The sequence below is a fragment of the Segatella copri genome, assembly GCF_019249765.2.
Classification (GTDB): Bacteria; Bacteroidota; Bacteroidia; order Bacteroidales; family Bacteroidaceae; genus Prevotella; species Prevotella copri_K.
In genome coordinates this window covers 3,499,391-3,516,494 of the sequence record NZ_CP152484.1, presented here as the reverse complement: position 1 = coordinate 3,516,494, position 17,104 = coordinate 3,499,391, and the positions used below count along the sequence as shown (strand labels likewise).

The window sequence follows — 17,104 nt, the reverse complement described above, 5'->3', positions numbered from 1 at the left end:
TATTATTTGTTAAGTTCTCTCTGACGAAGTTCAGTTTTCATACGTGCAATATCACGACGAGCAACCTTAATCTCTGATGGATTCTCAAGTGGAGTTACATTATGATTGATCTTCTTCTTGTTCAAAGCATCAACAGCTGCCTCCAACTTCTCAACCAATTCTTTGGTCTCGATATTTTTAATTTCTGCAATCTTCATAATTAAGCGTTTTTATCGTAATCACGTCTAACAATAAACTTAGTCTTAACAGGAAGTTTCTGAGCGCAAAGGCGAAGACCTTCTTTTGCAATATCGAAACTAACTCCTTCAACTTCGAAGAGAATTCTACCTGGTGTAACAGGTGCAACCCATCCTGCAGGATCACCCTTACCTTTACCCATACGGACATCAGCAGGCTTGCGAGTGATTGGCTTATCAGGGAAAATTCTAATCCAGACCTGACCTTGACGGTTCATATAGCGGTTCAATGCTACACGAGCTGCCTCAATCTGACGACTATCGATCCACTTTGATTCAAGAGTTTTGATACCAAAAGAACCGAAAGCCAATTGTGTACCTCTGTGAGCGTTGCCTTTGTTGCCACGACCATCTTGAGGTCTTCTATATTTAACTCTTTTTGGCTGTAACATGATAGCTTTCTAAAATTTAACGGTTATTGTTTCTTTTACGATTACCACCACGGTTGTTAGAGCGACCGTTACCACGGTTGTTGCTCTTATTGTCCTGTGAGAAGTTTGGAGTAAGATCAGCCTTACCATAAACCTCACCACGGCAAATCCAAACCTTAATACCAAGCAAACCTACCTTTGTAAGTGCCTCGCACTGGCAGTAGTCGATGTCTGCGCGGAATGTATGAAGAGGAGTACGGCCCTCTTTGTACATTTCTTTACGTGCCATTTCAGCACCATTCAGACGACCTGTAATCTGTACCTTGATACCCTCAGCGCCAGCACGCATGGTGTTAGCAACTGCCATCTTGATAGCGCGACGATAAGCAATCATGTGCTCAATCTGAGTCGCAATATTCTTACCAACGATAGTAGCATCAAGCTCAGGCTTTTTAACCTCGAAGATGTTGATCTGAATATCTTTCTTATAAAGCTTCTTCAACTCTTCCTTCAACTTATCTACATCCTGACCACCTTTACCAATGACAATACCTGGACGGGCTGTACAAATAGTAATGGTAACAAGTTTCAATGTACGTTCGATAATAATACGAGAAATGCTTGCTTTAGCAAGACGCTCGTTAAGATACTTACGGATTTTCTGATCCTCAACGAGGTTATCACCGAAGTTCTTACCACCGAACCAATTTGAATCCCAACCACGGATAACACCAAGTCGGTTACTAATCGGATTAACTTTCTGTCCCATTCTACTTAATTATTTTTCGTCATTAGTTTTTGCATCAACAAAAAGAGTTACATGGTTAGAACGCTTACGAATTCTATAACCACGACCCTGTGGTGCAGGTCTCATACGTTTCATTGTAACGCCTTCGTCAACGAAGACCTTACTGATATAAAGCTCACCGTCTTCAGCCTTGCGATTATTCTTAGCTTCCCAGTTAGCGATAGCTGAACGAAGTAATTTCTCTACATCAGCTGATGCCTGCTTCTTAGAGAAGCGAAGTACTCCGAGTGCACGGTTAACCTCCATACCACGAATCATGTCTACTACATAGCGCATCTTACGTGGAGAAGAAGGAACGCCTACCAACTTTGCGAAGTACAAGTTTTTACGGGCTTCTTTCAATTTCTCAGCCGCAATATGTTTTCTTGCTCCCATTATTTACTTAAATTTTAAATGGTTTAACCCTTAGCTTACTTTCTGTTACCAGAGTGACCGCCAAAGCGACGTGTTGGAGCAAACTCTCCAAGCTTGTGGCCAACCATATTCTCTGTAACATAAACAGGGATAAATTTGTTACCGTTATGAACTGCAACAGTATGTCCTACGAAATCAGGAGATATCATTGAAGCTCTAGCCCATGTCTTAACAACATTCTTCTTGCCACTCTCGTTCATAGCGAGAATCTTCTTCTCGAGAGAAACGTTGATGTATGGACCTTTTTTAAGTGAACGACTCATAATTTACTCTTTATTTTTTGTTAGCTCTTTCGATAATATACTTGTTAGAAAGCTTCTTAGGTGCGCGAGTCTTAAGACCCTTAGCGTACAAGCCCTTACGTGAACGTGGGTGACCACCACTCTGGCGACCTTCACCACCACCCATTGGGTGATCAACAGGGTTCATAACAACACCACGGTTGTGTGGACGACGACCCAACCAGCGAGAACGTCCAGCCTTACCAGACTGTTCAAGAGCGTGGTCAGAATTACCAACACTACCAACTGTAGCTTTACAAGCACTCAAAATCTGGCGTGTTTCACCAGAAGGGAGCTTAATTACACAATAACTGCCCTCACGAGAAGTCAACTGAGCAAAATTACCAGCCGAACGAACCAACAAAGCACCCTGACCAGGACGCAACTCGATGTTGTGGATCACTGTACCTACAGGAATGTTTGCCAAAGGAAGACAGTTACCGATCTCAGGAGCAGCTTCTGCACCTGACATCAAAGTAGCGCCTACCTCAAGTCCGTTAGGAGCAATAATGTAACGTTTTTCACCATCAGCGTAGTAAAGCAATGCGATACGAGCCGAACGGTTTGGATCGTACTCGATTGTCTTAACAACTGCTGGAACACCATCTTTCTCACGTTTGAAGTCGATTAAACGATACTTCTGCTTGTGACCACCGCCAATGTAGCGAACGGTCATCTTACCGGTGTTGTTTCGACCGCCGGTAGAACGTTTACCGTAAACGAGAGACTTCTCTGGCACGGATGCAGTAATATCCTCGAACGTGCCAATAACCTTGTGTCTTTGACCCGGAGTAACCGGTTTTAATTTACGTACTGCCATTTTTTATTTTAAATATTGCTGTAAAAATCAATTGTATCGCCCTCTTTAAGAGTAACGATTGCCTTCTTGAACGCATTCTTCTGACCCTTAACAAGACCTGCCTTAGTGTAACGGGCAGAGCGCTTGCCAGCGTAACGAATAGTGTTCACGTCAACTACTGTAACATTATACAGACTCTCAACTTCCTTCTTAATCTCGAGCTTATTAGCCTCAGGACGAACAACGAAGCCATAGCGGTTAGGCTGCTTGTCTGTAATCTTGGTCATCTTCTCAGTAACCAATGGTTTGATAATAAATGCCATATTCTAATATCTCCTTTTTACTTTGTTAAGATCTGGTCGATAGTCTCCAGCGACTTTTCTGTAATCACTACTACATCAGCGTTCAAAACTTTGTACGAATTGACGTTAGATGCGAGGATAACCTCAGCGCGCTGTAAGTTACGTGCAGACAAATATACGTTTTTATTTGATTCTGGCAAAACGAAGAGCACTTTTTTGCCCTCAATTTTGAGATTCTTAATAATACTTAAGAATTCTTTAGTCTTTGGAGCCTCAAATGTAAAGTCTTCCAACATTACAATTGCGCTTTCCTGTGCCTTATAAGACAGAGCTGACTTACGAGCAAGAATCTTTACTTTTTTGTTGAGCTTGAAGCGGTAATCACGTGGTTTAGGACCAAAAACGCGAGCACCACCTACGAGTACAGGTGAGTTAATATCACCACGGCGAGCACCGCCGCCGCCCTTCTGACGACCAAGCTTACGAGTAGAACCGCTCATCTCGCTTCTCTCCTTAGACTTAGCTGTACCCTGACGCTGGTTAGCGAGATACTGCTTTACGTCAAGATAGAGAACGTGATCGTTAGGCTCAATGCCGAAGACTGCATCATTAAGAGCTACCTTGCGGCCGGTCTCCTGACCTTTGATATCTAATACGCTAACTTCCATTATTTCTCAATTAAAACAGTTGAACCTTTGCATCCAGCGAAAGAACCCTTAACAATAAGAAGATTCTGCTCTGGAATTACCTTTAACACCTGAAGGTTCTGAGTTGTAACTCTGTCACCTCCCATTTGGCCGCCCATGCGCATACCCTTGAATACCTTTGCAGGGTAAGAACAAGCACCAATAGATCCCGGCTTACGAGCGCGGTCATCCTGACCGTGAGTAGACTGACCTACACCACCGAATCCGTGACGCTTAACAACGCCCTGGAAGCCTTTACCCTTTGATGTACCAATTACATCAACGAACTTGCAATCGTTGAAGATTTCAACTGTAATTGTGTCACCGAGGTTGTACTCCTCATCAAACTTGAACTCGGCCAAGTGCTTCTTAGGTGTTGTGCCTGCCTTCTTGAAGATTCCCATCATAGGCTGAGAAGTACGCTTCTCCTTTGCCTCTTCGAAACCTAACTGATAAGCCTTGTAACCATCCTTTTCTACAGTTTTCACCTGGGTTACAACACAAGGACCTACTTCGATAACAGTGCACGGAATATTCTTACCGTCGGCACTGAAAACGGATGTCATTCCGATTTTCTTTCCAATTAATCCTGGCATTTCAATTTAATTTAAATAATTAGACTTTGATTTCTACTTCTACACCACTTGGCAATTCAAGCTTCATCAAGGCATCAACTGTCTTAGCTGTTGAGCTGTAGATGTCAATGAGACGCTTGAAATCTGAGAGCTGGAACTGCTCGCGAGACTTCTTGTTAACGAAAGTACTGCGGTTTACAGTAAAAATACGCTTGTGTGTTGGCAATGGAATAGGACCACTAACGATAGCGCCTGTTGCCTTTACAGCCTTCACAATCTTCTCAGCTGACTTGTCAACCAACTGGTGGTCGTAAGACTTCAGCTTAATTCTGATTTTCTGACTCATTTTTAAAATTAAGTTATTATTATATGAATTATTTAGTCTAATGGAAGAAGAGGTACGCTGCTTAAGAGTCATTCGCTAAGCAGCGCCTCATCTTACCGTTATTCTTTGTTATTAAAGAAGATCTGCGTGACCCTTAACCTCCTCCAACACAGCCTTAGCAATTGTTGAAGAAAGAGGTGCATGATGATCGTACTCCATAGAACTTGTTGCACGACCAGAAGTGATAGTACGCAAAGCTGTTACATAACCGAACATCTCTGCCAATGGAACCATTGCCTTTACGATGCGAGCACCGCTACGACCTTCTTCCATACCCTGAACGAGACCACGGCGCTTGTTCAAGTCACCGATTACGTCACCCATGTTCTCTTCTGGAGTAACAACCTCTACCTTCATGATAGGCTCCATCAAAACTGGACCAGCCTTAGGGCAAAGTACCTTGAATGCCTGATGTGCTACCAACTCGAATGACAACTGGTCAGAGTCAACTGGGTGGAAGCTACCATCGGTCAAAGTCACCTTCAAACCTGTCATTGGGAAGCCACCGAGTACACCATTTGACAAGCAATCAGCGAAGCCCTTCTGTACAGATGGGATGAATTCCTTAGGAACGTTACCACCCTTAACCTCGTTGATGAACTGCAAGTCGCCTTCCTTGTAATCCTCGTCCTTAGGGCCGATAGTTACATCGATACAAGCGAACTTACCACGACCACCAGACTGCTTCTTATAAGTTTCACGGCTCTGAGCTGTCTTAGTGATAGCCTCCTTGTAGTTAACCTGAGGCTTACCCTGATTACACTCAACCTTGAACTCACGCTTCAAACGGTCGATGATGATATCCAAGTGAAGCTCACCCATACCAGAGATAATTGTCTGACCACTCTGCTCGTCTGTACGAACTGTGAAGGTTGGATCCTCCTCAGCCAACTTAGCGAGACCATTATCCATCTTAGCGATGTCTGCCTGGCTCTTTGGCTCTACTGCGATAGAAATCACAGTATCAGGGAATGTCATAGACTCCAATACGATTGGGTGTTCCTCATCACAGAGTGTATCACCTGTACGGATGTCCTTGAAACCTACACCTGCACCGATATCACCAGCATCGATAGACTCCATTGGGATTTCCTGCTTAGAGTTCATCTGGAACAGACGGCTGATACGCTCGCGCTTGCCAGAACGTGGGTTGTAAACATAAGAACCAGCAACAACCTTACCTGAGTAAACGCGGAAGAATACCAAGCGGCCCATGAATGGGTCAGTAGCAATCTTAAATGCGAGAGCAGATGTTGGTTCATCCTCAGATGGTTTACGATCCTCTTCCTCCTCTGTATCAGGGTTAGTACCGATGATATTTGGAGTATCCATTGGTGAAGGCAAGAATGCACATACATAGTCGAGCAATGGCTGAACACCCTTGTTCTTGTATGAAGAACCGAGCAACATTGGGCAGCACTCCATAGCACAGCAACCCTTACGGATAGCAGCAAGAAGCTTTTCTTCTGGAATATCCTTACCATCGAGATAAAGTTCCATAACCTCATCATCGAAGTTCGCAGCACCCTCAAGGAGCTTATCACGCCACTCAGCAGCCTCGTCAGCCAAGTCTGCAGGGATATCCTCTACATCATACTCAGCACCCATAGTCTCATCGTGCCAAAGGATAGCCTTCATCTTAATGAGGTCAACAACACCCTTGAAGTTCTCCTCTGCACCAATAGGAATCTGAATAGCAATTGGATTAGCGCCCAAGATATCCTTCATCTGCTGAACTGTCTCGAAGAAGTTAGCACCAGAACGGTCCATCTTGTTTACATAACCGATACGAGGTACATTATACTTATCAGCCTGACGCCATACAGTCTCAGACTGTGGCTGAACACCATCAGCTGCAGAATATGTAGCAACAGCACCATCAAGTACACGGAGAGAACGCTCAACCTCAGCAGTGAAGTCAACGTGTCCCGGAGTATCGATCAAGTTGATCTTATAAGACTTACCGAGATAGTTCCAGTTACAAGTTGTAGCTGCAGAAGTGATAGTAATACCACGCTCCTGCTCCTGGGCCATCCAGTCCATTGTAGCAGCACCATCGTGTACCTCACCAATCTTATGAGTCTTACCTGTATAGAACAAAATACGCTCAGAAGTTGTTGTCTTACCAGCATCGATATGCGCCATGATACCGATGTTACGAGTCAAATGTAAATCGCGATTTGCCATTTTCTTTTAACTATATTATATATTAAATTAGAATCTAAAGTGAGCGAACGCACGGTTAGCCTCAGCCATACGATGCATATCCTCCTTACGCTTAAATGCACCGCCCTGATTATTAAAAGCATCCATAATCTCTGCAGCAAGCTTATCAGCCATAGTCTTACCACCGCGCTTACGTGCAAAAAGAATAAGATTCTTCATAGAAATACTCTCCTTACGATCAGGACGAATCTCTGTAGGAACCTGGAAGGTTGCACCACCGATACGACGGCTCTTAACCTCTACCTGAGGAGTAATATTATCAAGTGCCTGCTTCCAGATTTCGAGAGCAGACTTTTCCTCATTAGACATCTTAGCCTTTACAATGTCAAGTGCATTGTAGAAAATCTCATAAGATGTATTCTTCTTTCCATCATACATCAAATGATTTACGAACTTTGAGACCTTCTGGTCATTGAAGACAGGATCTGGAAGGATCACTCTCTTCTTTGGTTTTGCTTTTCTCATTTTAAAATAAATTTTTTTTCAATTCTGCATGGGGCTGTATAATGTTCTTCAACGCTCGCACCCGAGCATTTACTCAACCTGATTACTTCTCCAGCAAAACTTTTATTAAATATTTTAACCCCAACTCCCGACCTTCTCCGACCGTGAGTCTGCGGTTTTGTCTAAAATTTAAGAAGCTATATTACTTCTTTGCCTTAGGACGCTTAGCTCCGTACTTAGAACGACGCTGTGTACGATTTGCAACACCTGCAGTATCAAGTGTACCACGGACAATGTGATAACGTACACCAGGAAGATCCTTTACACGACCACCGCGAACCAAAACAATTGAGTGCTCCTGCAAGTTGTGACCCTCTCCTGGAATATAAGAGTTTACTTCCTTTGAGTTTGTCAAACGTACACGTGCAACTTTACGCATTGCTGAATTAGGCTTCTTAGGAGTTGTTGTATAAACACGAACACAAACACCACGACGCTGAGGACAAGAATCCAAAGCTGGTGACTTGCTCTTGTCTACAAGAACTCGTCTGCCTTTTCTTACTAACTGTGAAATAGTAGGCATAATTTTACTTTTTAATTTATATATTTATTTTTATTTATTGTCTTATTTCGATGTAAGCCACTACTTTATAGAGCCTTTTCGGGGTGCAAAGGTACGATTTTTTCGGCAAACTACCTAAATATTAAGGAGACTTTTAAAAAACGAAGGCTAGTTTTAACTTTATATAACTATTAAAAACGAATATTATAAAGAAAAAGCGGAATTTAGCAGAGAATTTAGTCTTAGTATGTATGCTGTAGTACATTATGCCTCACCTTTTGGTGTGCCGAATGGAGCGATTGTACGTTCTTGCTCATCAGACAACTTAATTTTACCGAAGGACTGCTCGTAGTTATAAATATTGCTCTGCAATGCCTGGAGCAATCGCTTAGCATGTTCAGGCGCCATGATAACACGACTCTTGATCTGAGGTGCAGGCATGCCAGGAAGTGCACATGCGAAATCCAAAATGAAGTCTGAACTAGAATGAGTAATCAGTGCCAAGTTTGAGTATGTACCCTCTGCAACTTCAGGGCTGATGCCCATCTGGAACTGATTCTGCTGCTGTTGATTATTCTTATTTTCTTCCATAATTTTACTAAGTTAATAGGATTAAACTTTAAATGATAGTGCAAATTTACACATAATATCTGAAAAAAACGAATAATCTGCCACTTATTTTTAAAAAAACATCATAAGACAACAGAAGATGGAATCCTGATTCTTTGCTTTTTTCATCAGTTGCAGATAACAAAAGGGTGCGCCATAGACTTATGACGCACCCTCATTATACCTATTTATATATAGTACTCTATTCTACGATTATTCTCCTATTGGAGAATCAGCATAGTCGAGCACATTTTTCTTATTAGCCTGCATACGCTCATATTCTTCTTTAGAGCCTACGATGAGCTTATCCCACTGACGAAGACCAGTACCTGCAGGAATCAAGTGACCACAGATAACATTCTCCTTCATACCCTCAAGGTAATCAACCTTACCACGGATAGCAGCCTCATTCAAAACCTTAGTAGTTTCCTGGAATGATGCAGCACTCATAAAGCTCTTAGTACCAAGAGCAGCACGAGTAATACCCTGGAGGATCTGTGTAGAAGTTGCAGATACGGCATCACGAACCTGTACAAGTTTCAAGTCGCGACGCTTCAATGCAGAATTCTCATCACGCAATCTACGAGCCGTTATGATCTGACCTGGTTTGAGACTTTCACTATCACCACCGTCAGTAACAACCTTCTTACCCCAGATTCGATCATTCTCTTCTGCAAAGTCAAGTTTATCAACCAACTCTTGCTCCAAGAAGGTAGTATCACCTGGATCGTCAATACGAACCTTACGCATCATCTGACGTACCACAACCTCAAAATGCTTATCATTAATAGCCACACCCTGAAGACGGTAAACGTCCTGGATCTGGTTAACAATATACTCCTGAACAGCGGTAGGACCCATGATGGCGAGAATATCGCCAGGAGTTACACTACCATCAGAAAGAGGAGTACCAGCACGTACAGCATCATGTTCCTGTACCAAAATCTGCTTAGAAAGAGATACAAGATACTTCTTCTGATCGCCAGTCTTAGATGTTACGATGATCTCACGGTTACCACGCTTTACCTTACCCATAGTTACCTCACCATCGATTTCAGATACAACAGCAGGGTTAGAAGGGTTGCGAGCCTCAAGAAGCTCAGTTACACGAGGGAGACCACCGGTGATATCACCAGCACCACCTACCGCACGAGGAATCTTAACCAAAACCTCACCAGTAGTAATTGTCTGTCCATCCTCAACTGCCAAGTGACCACCTACAGGGAAGTTGTATGTACCAAGGATTTCACCATTAGCATCGATAACATCACAAGATGGAACCATTGCCTTATTCTTGGAATCGGTGATAATCTTCTCCTCCAAACCTGTAGTCTCATCGACCTCAGCACGATAAGTCTGATCCTTCTGAACGTCATTGAACTTCAATGTACCCGCATACTGGCTGACGATAACGGCGTTAAATGGATCCCAACGAGCGATAACAGTATCCTTTTCTACGATTTCACCCTCCTTGTGATACAATGAAGAACCATAAGGAACATTCAAAGTTGCAAGAACGATGTTTGTATTAGGATCCACGAAACGGATTTCAGCCAAGTGGCTTACTACCTTTTCGCACTTGATATCGTTGCCTTCCTCGTCTTCCTCTACAAATGGTACTGTGCTCAACTCGTCAAACTCGATACGAGACTTATTCTTCGCAGCAATTTTAGCATTGGCAGCAGCGTTAGATGCAATACCACCGGCGTGGAATGTACGGAGAGTCAACTGTGTACCAGGCTCACCAATAGCTTGAGCAGCGATGACACCAACGGCTTCACCCAACTGTACCATACGGGCTGTTGCCAAGTTACGGCCATAGCACTTCATGCAGACACCCTTTTTGCTCTCACAGGTGAGAACCGAACGAATTTCAACACTCTCGATAGGAGATTCATCAATAGCCTTTGCCTTAGCCTCGGTGATTTCTTCACCAGATTTGACAATCAGTTCACCAGTTGTTGGATGAATAACATCATGCACAGAAACACGACCCAAAATACGCTCATAAAGAGATGAAATAATCTCATCACCATTCTTTAAAGCTGTACAAACCAAGCCACGCAATGTACCACAATCCTCTTCGGTGATAATAACATCGTGAGAAACGTCTACAAGACGACGAGTCAAATAACCAGCATCGGCAGTCTTCATAGCGGTATCAGCAAGACCCTTACGGGCACCGTGAGAAGCGATAAAGTACTCCAATACAGACATACCCTCCTTAAAGTTAGAAAGGATAGGGTTCTCAATGATCTGCGCGCCCTCTGCACCAGCCTTCTGAGGTTTAGCCATCAAACCACGCATACCAGACAACTGCTTAATCTGATCCTTAGAACCACGGGCTCCGGAATCAAGCATCATGTATACGGCGTTGAATCCCTGGTCAGCTTCGGTCATCTCCTTCATCAAGATATTACCCAAATCTGTATTTACGTGAGTCCACGCATCAATAACCTGGTTGTATCGTTCCTTGTTGGTGATGAAACCCATATTATAGTTATTGGTAATTTCCTCAACCTCCTTGCGACCGCGCTCAACAATAGCTTCCTTCTCTGGTGGAATAATAATATCACCAAGGTTGAATGACAATCCTGCGACATAAGCCATACGATAACCTAAGTTCTTGATTCCATCAAGGAATTCACAAGCCTTAGCCATACCAACAGCCTTGATAACATTAGAAATCAAACCACGGAGGGTTTTCTTGGAAATCACATCATTGAAGAAGCCAACTTCATCAGGAATGATACCATTAACGATGACACGTCCAACAGAAGTTTCTACCATTCGTTTCTGGATTGTACCATCAACCAAGTCGTCAACTACAACCTTAATCAAAGCATGAAGATCACATCGGCCCTCGTTACGAGCAATCAATGCCTCTTCAGGACCATAGAATGTCAAGCCCTCACCCTTTGCACCTGGACGAATCTTAGTAATATAGTAAAGACCAAGCACCATATCCTGAGAAGGAACGGTGATAGGCGCACCATTAGCTGGGTTGAGAATGTTATGACTCTGAAGCATCAGGATTTGAGCCTCCAGAACAGCCTCATTACTCAATGGAAGGTGAACAGCCATCTGGTCACCATCGAAGTCGGCGTTGAACGCTGTACATGCCAATGGATGCAACTGAATAGCCTTACCTTCAATCATCTTAGGCTGGAATGCCTGGATACCGAGTCGGTGAAGCGTAGGGGCACGGTTCAACATAACCGGATGACCCTTCATTACATTCTCAAGAATATCCCAAATAACTGGCTCGCGACGATCAACAATCTTCTTGGCACTCTTAACAGTCTTAACGATACCACGCTCAATCAACTTACGGATGATAAATGGTTTGTAAAGCTCTGCAGCCATCAGTTTTGGAAGACCACACTCACCCATCTTCAACTCTGGACCTACAACGATTACAGAACGGGCAGAATAGTCAACACGCTTACCCAGCAAGTTCTGACGGAAACGACCCTGCTTACCCTTTAAAGAGTCAGAGAGTGACTTCAAAGGACGATTGCTCTCACTCTTTACAGCAGAACTCTTGCGTGAGTTGTCGAACAAGCTGTCAACAGCCTCCTGCAACATACGCTTCTCGTTACGGAGAATAACCTCAGGAGCCTTGATTTCAACCAATCTCTTCAAACGGTTGTTACGGATAATCACACGACGATAGAGGTCATTCAAGTCTGATGTTGCAAAACGACCACCATCCAATGGTACCAACGGACGAAGCTCAGGTGGAGTAACAGGAATAATCTTCATGATCATCCATTCTGGCTTGTTAATACCTTTACTAGCACGGAAACCTTCTACAACTTGCAGACGCTTCAGAGCCTCAGTTTTACGCTGCTGACTTGAATCGTTATTTGCACGATCGCGGAGTTCGTATGACAAAGAGTCAAGGTCTACATTCTGGAGCAACTGATAAATTGCTTCAGCACCCATTTTTGCGATAAACTTATTTGGGTCCGTATCGTCCAAAAGTTCATTGTCACCATTAGGATCATACTGGTCAAGAAGAGCCATATATTCATCTTCTGACAAGAGATCAAGTTTGTGAGAACCGTTCAATTCAAGACCATCAGCATCAGTCTTTCCCTCAAGAATACCAGGCTGGATAACTACATACTTCTCGTAGTAAATGACAGCATCAAGTTTCTTGGTCGGCATACCCAAAAGGTAACCAATCTTATTTGGAAGAGAACGGAAATACCAAATATGAGCAACAGGTACGACAAGCTCAATGTGACCAGAGCGTTCACGACGAACTTTCTTCTCTGTAACCTCTACACCGCATCGGTCGCAGACGATTCCCTTATAACGGATACGCTTGTACTTGCCGCAGGCGCATTCATAGTCCTTAGTAGGACCAAAAATACGCTCGCAGAACAAGCCATCACGCTCCGGCTTATATGTACGATAATTAATGGTTTCCGGTTTAGTAACCTCACCATACGAATTTTCCAAGATCTCCTCAGGCGAAGCGAGACCGATGGTAATCTTCGTAAAATTATTCTTTACCTTTGTATCTTTTTTGAAAGCCATGTTTCTATATATAAATTAGGGGTTCTCAAAATTAATCAAGTTTGATGCTCAAACCAAGGCCACGAAGCTCATGGAGCAATACGTTAAGTGACTCAGGAATACCAGGAGTTGGCATTGGATCACCCTTTACGATTGCTTCGTATGCCTTGCTACGTCCTACAACATCATCTGACTTAACAGTCAGAATCTCCTGCAAAACGTGGCTTGCACCGAATGCCTCGATAGCCCAGACCTCCATCTCTCCGAATCGCTGACCACCAAACTGTGCTTTACCACCAAGTGGCTGTTGTGTAATCAAAGAGTATGGACCGATAGAACGAGCGTGCATCTTATCCTCAACCATATGACCTAACTTCAAGAAGTAAGTCATACCAACAGTAGCTGGCTGGTCAAACTGCTCTCCAGTCTCACCATCATAAAGGTAAGTTGAGCAGAAACGTGGCAAGCCTGCCTTATCTGTCCATTCAGAGAGATCATCCAATTTAGCACCATCAAAGATAGGAGTAGCAAACTTTACACCCAACTTTTTACCTGCAGCACCCAAGATACACTCGAAAATCTGACCAAGGTTCATACGTGAAGGCACACCCAATGGATTCAATACCATATCAACAGGACGACCGTCAGCCATAAATGGCATATCCTCCAAACGAACTACCTTAGACACAATACCCTTATTACCATGACGACCGGCAAGTTTATCACCAACCTGGATCTTACGCTTCTTAGCAATATATACCTTAGCCATCTGAAGAATACCTGATGGAAGTTCATCACCAATAGTGATAGCAAACTTACGACGCTTTAATTCAGCATCAAGTTGCTTATACTTGCGGATATAGTTCATAATAAGTCTCTGAATCAAGCCATTGGTATGCTCATCCTTAGTCCACTTATTAGACTGAACACCATCATACTCCAAATTCTTCAAGGCTGTAGCAGTAAAGGTACTGCCCTTAGTGATAATCTCAGCACCTGTATAATCCTTAACACCCTCAGAAGTCATACCTTCTGTAAGTGTAAGCAACTTGTCTACGAGGATATCCTTCAGGTCATCACCCTTTGCCTCATACTCCTCATCAATCTTAGCAAGAATAATCTTATCCTGCTTCTTTGACTCACGGGTCTTGATAGCACGAGAGAACAACTTCTTATCAATAACAACACCACTCAATGATGGATTTGCCTTCAATGAAGAATCCTTCACATCACCAGCCTTATCACCAAAGATAGCGCGAAGCAACTTCTCTTCTGGTGAAGGATCACTTTCACCCTTAGGCGAAATCTTACCAATCATGATATCACCTGGTTCAATTCTTGCACCAACACGCACGATACCATTATCATCAAGATCCTTTGTAGCTTCCTCGCTGACATTAGGGATATCAGATGTGAATTCCTCTACTCCACGCTTAGTTTCACGGACATCAAGAGAGTATTCGTCAACATGTACAGATGTCAATACGTCATCACGAACCATACGTTCAGAAATAACAACAGCATCCTCATAGTTGTAACCCTTCCAAGGAATATAAGCTACAAGCAAGTTACGGCCCAAAGCCAGCTCACCGTTTTCTGTCGCATAACCCTCTGTCAGGATATCACCCTTCTTTACACGCTGTCCCTTATTACAGATAGGACGCAAGTCGATGGTCATATTCTGGTTGGTACGACGGAACTTAGGAATACGATATTCCTTCAAAGCTGGTTCGAAGCTTACAAACTCATCGTCTTCTGTGCGATCGTAAAGGATACGGATAGTTGTAGCATCAACATATTCGATAACACCCTCACCTTCTGCAGTAACCATAGTACGTGAATCCTCACAAACTTGCTTCTCAAGACCAGTACCAACTATTGGTGCATCATTATGAAGCAATGGTACAGCCTGACGCATCATGTTACATCCCATCAACGCACGGTGACCATCATCATGCTCCAAGAATGGAATCAAACCTGCGGATACAGAAGCAATCTGCTGTGGAGAGACGTCAACATAATCAACTTGATCCGGACCTACAACAGGATAATCAGCATCCTGACGACACTTTACTACATCACGAATGAAAGAACCATCAACAGTCAAAGGCGCATTACCCTGACCGATAATCTTAGACTCTTCATCCTCAGCAGTCAAGTATACAACATCCTCATTAGCCATATCGACCTTGCTATCATTCACCTTACGGTAAGGAGTAACAATAAAACCAAGATCATTAATCTTTGCATACATACAGAGAGAAGAAATCAAACCGATGTTTGGACCTTCAGGACTCTCAATAGGGCAAAGACGACCATAGTGTGTATAATGTACGTCACGAACCTCGAAACCGGCACGCTCACGAGACAAACCACCAGGACCTAAGGCAGAAAGACGACGCTTATGAGTTACCTCAGCCAGAGGGTTAGTCTGGTCCATGAACTGTGACAATGGATTAGTTCCAAAGAAAGAATTGATAACACTAGAGATTGTCTTAGCATTAATCAAATCTGTTGGAGTAAACACCTCATTGTCGCGAACATTCATACGTTCACGGATAGTACGGGTCATACGTGCCAAACCAATAGAGAACTGGTTAGCCAACTGCTCACCTACAGTACGAACACGACGATTAGACAAGTGGTCGATATCATCAACTGTTGCACTAGAGTTGATCAGCTGAATAAGATATTTAATGATCTCAATAATATCTTCCTTAGTCAAGACACGAACATCAATATCAGTATCAAGATTCAATTTCTTATTGATACGATAACGACCTACCTCACCCAGATCATAACGCTTATCAGAGAAGAACAGGTTTTGGAAAACCTCACGTGCACTTGCGTCATCTGCAGGATCAGCATTACGCAACTGACGATAGATATAGTTAACAGCTTCCTTCTCAGAGTTACTTGGATCCTTTGCCAAAGTATTGAAGATAATAGTAAACTTGTTGGCAGCTTCCTCATCCTTATGAAGCAGAACAGTCTGCGCTCCACTCTCAACAATCTCCTCAATATTATCAGCAGTAAGTTCAGTCTCACGCTCCATGATTACTTCATTACGCTCGATAGATACTACTTCACCAGTATCCTCATCAACGAAGTCCTCATTCCAACTCTTCAAAACACGAGCTGCAAGCTTACGACCAATAGCAGCCTTCATATTCTTCTTGTTAACCTTCACCTCCTCGGCGAGATCAAAAATCTGAAGAATATCCTTATCCTGTTCGTAACCAATAGCACGCAGCAATGTGGTTACAGGCAACTTCTTCTTACGATCGATATATGCATACATTACATTGTTAATGTCAGTTGCAAATTCAATCCAGCTTCCCTTGAAAGGAATGATACGAGCAGAATAAAGCATGGTACCATTTGCATGAACGCCCTGGCTAAAGAACACACCAGGAGAGCGATGAAGCTGAGAAACAACAACACGCTCAGCACCATTAATCACGAAAGTACCATTATCGGTCATATATGGGATAGTACCAAGGAACACATCCTGAATAAATGTACCGAAATCCTCATGATCAGGATCAGTACAATACAGTTTCATCTTAGCCTTCAAAGGTACACTATATGTAAGACCACGCTCCAAACACTCATCAATAGAATAGCGAGGAGGGTCGATATAGTAATCCAAGAACTCAAGAACGAAATTGTTACGTGTATCGGTAATAGGGAAGTTCTCAGAGAACACCTTATACAAACCGTCATTCTTGCGTTCCTCAGGCGGAGTATCCAACTGTAAGAAGTCCTTGAAAGACTTTAACTGCACATCGAGGAAATCCGGATATGGATACGGATTATGCACGCTGGCAAAATTTACTCTGTTATCAACAATTTTTGTAGCCATTAGAAGTTATTAAA

The 17,104-nt window shown here is 43.1% G+C and carries 16 protein-coding genes; all 16 read right to left on the bottom strand.

Annotated elements, in window-relative coordinates:
- Positions 1-2: 2 nt before the first annotated feature.
- The 16 genes from rpmC to rpoB all read right to left on the bottom strand — a co-directional run bounded on the left by rpmC (position 3) and on the right by rpoB (position 17,090).
- Complete coding sequence (gene rpmC / locus KUA46_RS14870; RefSeq protein WP_006848828.1) at positions 3-197, bottom strand: 50S ribosomal protein L29; 195 nt, start codon at positions 195-197, stop codon at positions 3-5.
- 2 nt (positions 198-199) lie between these two features.
- Positions 200-628: a 50S ribosomal protein L16 gene (gene rplP / locus KUA46_RS14865; RefSeq protein ID WP_006848829.1), complete on the bottom strand. Its 429-nt coding sequence runs from the start codon at positions 626-628 to the stop codon at positions 200-202.
- Positions 629-644: 16 nt separating this feature from the next.
- A complete protein-coding gene (gene rpsC / locus KUA46_RS14860) occupies positions 645-1,376 on the bottom strand; it encodes a 30S ribosomal protein S3 (RefSeq protein ID WP_006848830.1) in 732 nt (243 codons plus the stop codon).
- Positions 1,377-1,385: 9 nt separating this feature from the next.
- The gene (rplV, locus tag KUA46_RS14855; protein ID WP_006848831.1) at positions 1,386-1,790 is read right to left on the bottom strand and encodes a 50S ribosomal protein L22; all 405 of its coding nucleotides are present in this window, start codon (positions 1,788-1,790) and stop codon (positions 1,386-1,388) included.
- A gap of 35 nt (positions 1,791-1,825) precedes the next feature.
- The gene (gene rpsS / locus KUA46_RS14850; RefSeq protein WP_006848832.1) at positions 1,826-2,092 is read right to left on the bottom strand and encodes a 30S ribosomal protein S19; all 267 of its coding nucleotides are present in this window, start codon (positions 2,090-2,092) and stop codon (positions 1,826-1,828) included.
- A 10-nt stretch (positions 2,093-2,102) separates the two neighbouring features.
- Positions 2,103-2,930 carry a 50S ribosomal protein L2 gene (rplB, locus tag KUA46_RS14845; RefSeq protein ID WP_022122147.1) on the bottom strand — a complete coding sequence of 276 codons (828 nt, stop codon included), beginning with the start codon at positions 2,928-2,930 and terminating at the stop codon, positions 2,103-2,105.
- A gap of 8 nt (positions 2,931-2,938) precedes the next feature.
- On the bottom strand, positions 2,939-3,232 hold the full coding sequence (gene rplW / locus KUA46_RS14840; protein ID WP_006848834.1) for a 50S ribosomal protein L23: 294 nt from the start codon (positions 3,230-3,232) through the stop codon (positions 2,939-2,941).
- A 17-nt stretch (positions 3,233-3,249) separates the two neighbouring features.
- On the bottom strand, positions 3,250-3,879 hold the full coding sequence (gene rplD, locus KUA46_RS14835; RefSeq protein ID WP_022122146.1) for a 50S ribosomal protein L4: 630 nt from the start codon (positions 3,877-3,879) through the stop codon (positions 3,250-3,252).
- Positions 3,879-4,493, bottom strand: a complete 615-nt coding sequence (rplC, locus tag KUA46_RS14830; RefSeq protein ID WP_022122145.1) for a 50S ribosomal protein L3 — start codon at positions 4,491-4,493, stop codon at positions 3,879-3,881. The genes rplD and rplC overlap by 1 nt, the downstream gene beginning before the upstream one ends.
- Before the next feature lie 19 nt (positions 4,494-4,512).
- A complete protein-coding gene (gene rpsJ, locus KUA46_RS14825; protein WP_006283658.1) occupies positions 4,513-4,818 on the bottom strand; it encodes a 30S ribosomal protein S10 in 306 nt (101 codons plus the stop codon).
- Positions 4,819-4,929: 111 nt separating this feature from the next.
- Positions 4,930-7,044: an elongation factor G gene (fusA, locus tag KUA46_RS14820; RefSeq protein ID WP_022122144.1), complete on the bottom strand. Its 2,115-nt coding sequence runs from the start codon at positions 7,042-7,044 to the stop codon at positions 4,930-4,932.
- Between the two features lie 27 nt (positions 7,045-7,071).
- A complete protein-coding gene (gene rpsG / locus KUA46_RS14815; protein WP_006848838.1) occupies positions 7,072-7,548 on the bottom strand; it encodes a 30S ribosomal protein S7 in 477 nt (158 codons plus the stop codon).
- Between the two features lie 181 nt (positions 7,549-7,729).
- A complete protein-coding gene (gene rpsL, locus KUA46_RS14810) occupies positions 7,730-8,110 on the bottom strand; it encodes a 30S ribosomal protein S12 (protein WP_006848839.1) in 381 nt (126 codons plus the stop codon).
- Between the two features lie 243 nt (positions 8,111-8,353).
- Positions 8,354-8,680, bottom strand: coding sequence for a DUF3467 domain-containing protein (locus tag KUA46_RS14805; RefSeq protein WP_006848840.1), 327 nt, complete (start codon positions 8,678-8,680; stop codon positions 8,354-8,356).
- Positions 8,681-8,911: 231 nt separating this feature from the next.
- Complete coding sequence (gene rpoC / locus KUA46_RS14800) at positions 8,912-13,246, bottom strand: DNA-directed RNA polymerase subunit beta' (protein WP_022122143.1); 4,335 nt, start codon at positions 13,244-13,246, stop codon at positions 8,912-8,914.
- Between the two features lie 31 nt (positions 13,247-13,277).
- Entirely contained in the window at positions 13,278-17,090 is a 3,813-nt protein-coding gene (gene rpoB / locus KUA46_RS14795; RefSeq protein WP_022122142.1) for a DNA-directed RNA polymerase subunit beta, read from the bottom strand.
- Between the last annotated feature and the right edge of the window lie 14 nt (positions 17,091-17,104).

Coding starts and splice junctions, on each gene's coding strand:
- rpmC (WP_006848828.1), bottom strand. CDS start 197: ATGAAGATTGCAGAAATTAAAAATATCGAGACCAAAGAATTGGTTGAG.
- rplP (WP_006848829.1), bottom strand. CDS start 628: ATGTTACAGCCAAAAAGAGTTAAATATAGAAGACCTCAAGATGGTCGT.
- rpsC (WP_006848830.1), bottom strand. CDS start 1,376: ATGGGACAGAAAGTTAATCCGATTAGTAACCGACTTGGTGTTATCCGT.
- rplV (WP_006848831.1), bottom strand. CDS start 1,790: ATGGGAGCAAGAAAACATATTGCGGCTGAGAAATTGAAAGAAGCCCGT.
- rpsS (WP_006848832.1), bottom strand. CDS start 2,092: ATGAGTCGTTCACTTAAAAAAGGTCCATACATCAACGTTTCTCTCGAG.
- rplB (WP_022122147.1), bottom strand. CDS start 2,930: ATGGCAGTACGTAAATTAAAACCGGTTACTCCGGGTCAAAGACACAAG.
- rplW (WP_006848834.1), bottom strand. CDS start 3,232: ATGGCATTTATTATCAAACCATTGGTTACTGAGAAGATGACCAAGATT.
- rplD (WP_022122146.1), bottom strand. CDS start 3,879: ATGGAAGTTAGCGTATTAGATATCAAAGGTCAGGAGACCGGCCGCAAG.
- rplC (WP_022122145.1), bottom strand. CDS start 4,493: ATGCCAGGATTAATTGGAAAGAAAATCGGAATGACATCCGTTTTCAGT.
- rpsJ (WP_006283658.1), bottom strand. CDS start 4,818: ATGAGTCAGAAAATCAGAATTAAGCTGAAGTCTTACGACCACCAGTTG.
- fusA (WP_022122144.1), bottom strand. CDS start 7,044: ATGGCAAATCGCGATTTACATTTGACTCGTAACATCGGTATCATGGCG.
- rpsG (WP_006848838.1), bottom strand. CDS start 7,548: ATGAGAAAAGCAAAACCAAAGAAGAGAGTGATCCTTCCAGATCCTGTC.
- rpsL (WP_006848839.1), bottom strand. CDS start 8,110: ATGCCTACTATTTCACAGTTAGTAAGAAAAGGCAGACGAGTTCTTGTA.
- KUA46_RS14805 (WP_006848840.1), bottom strand. CDS start 8,680: ATGGAAGAAAATAAGAATAATCAACAGCAGCAGAATCAGTTCCAGATG.
- rpoC (WP_022122143.1), bottom strand. CDS start 13,246: ATGGCTTTCAAAAAAGATACAAAGGTAAAGAATAATTTTACGAAGATT.
- rpoB (WP_022122142.1), bottom strand. CDS start 17,090: ATGGCTACAAAAATTGTTGATAACAGAGTAAATTTTGCCAGCGTGCAT.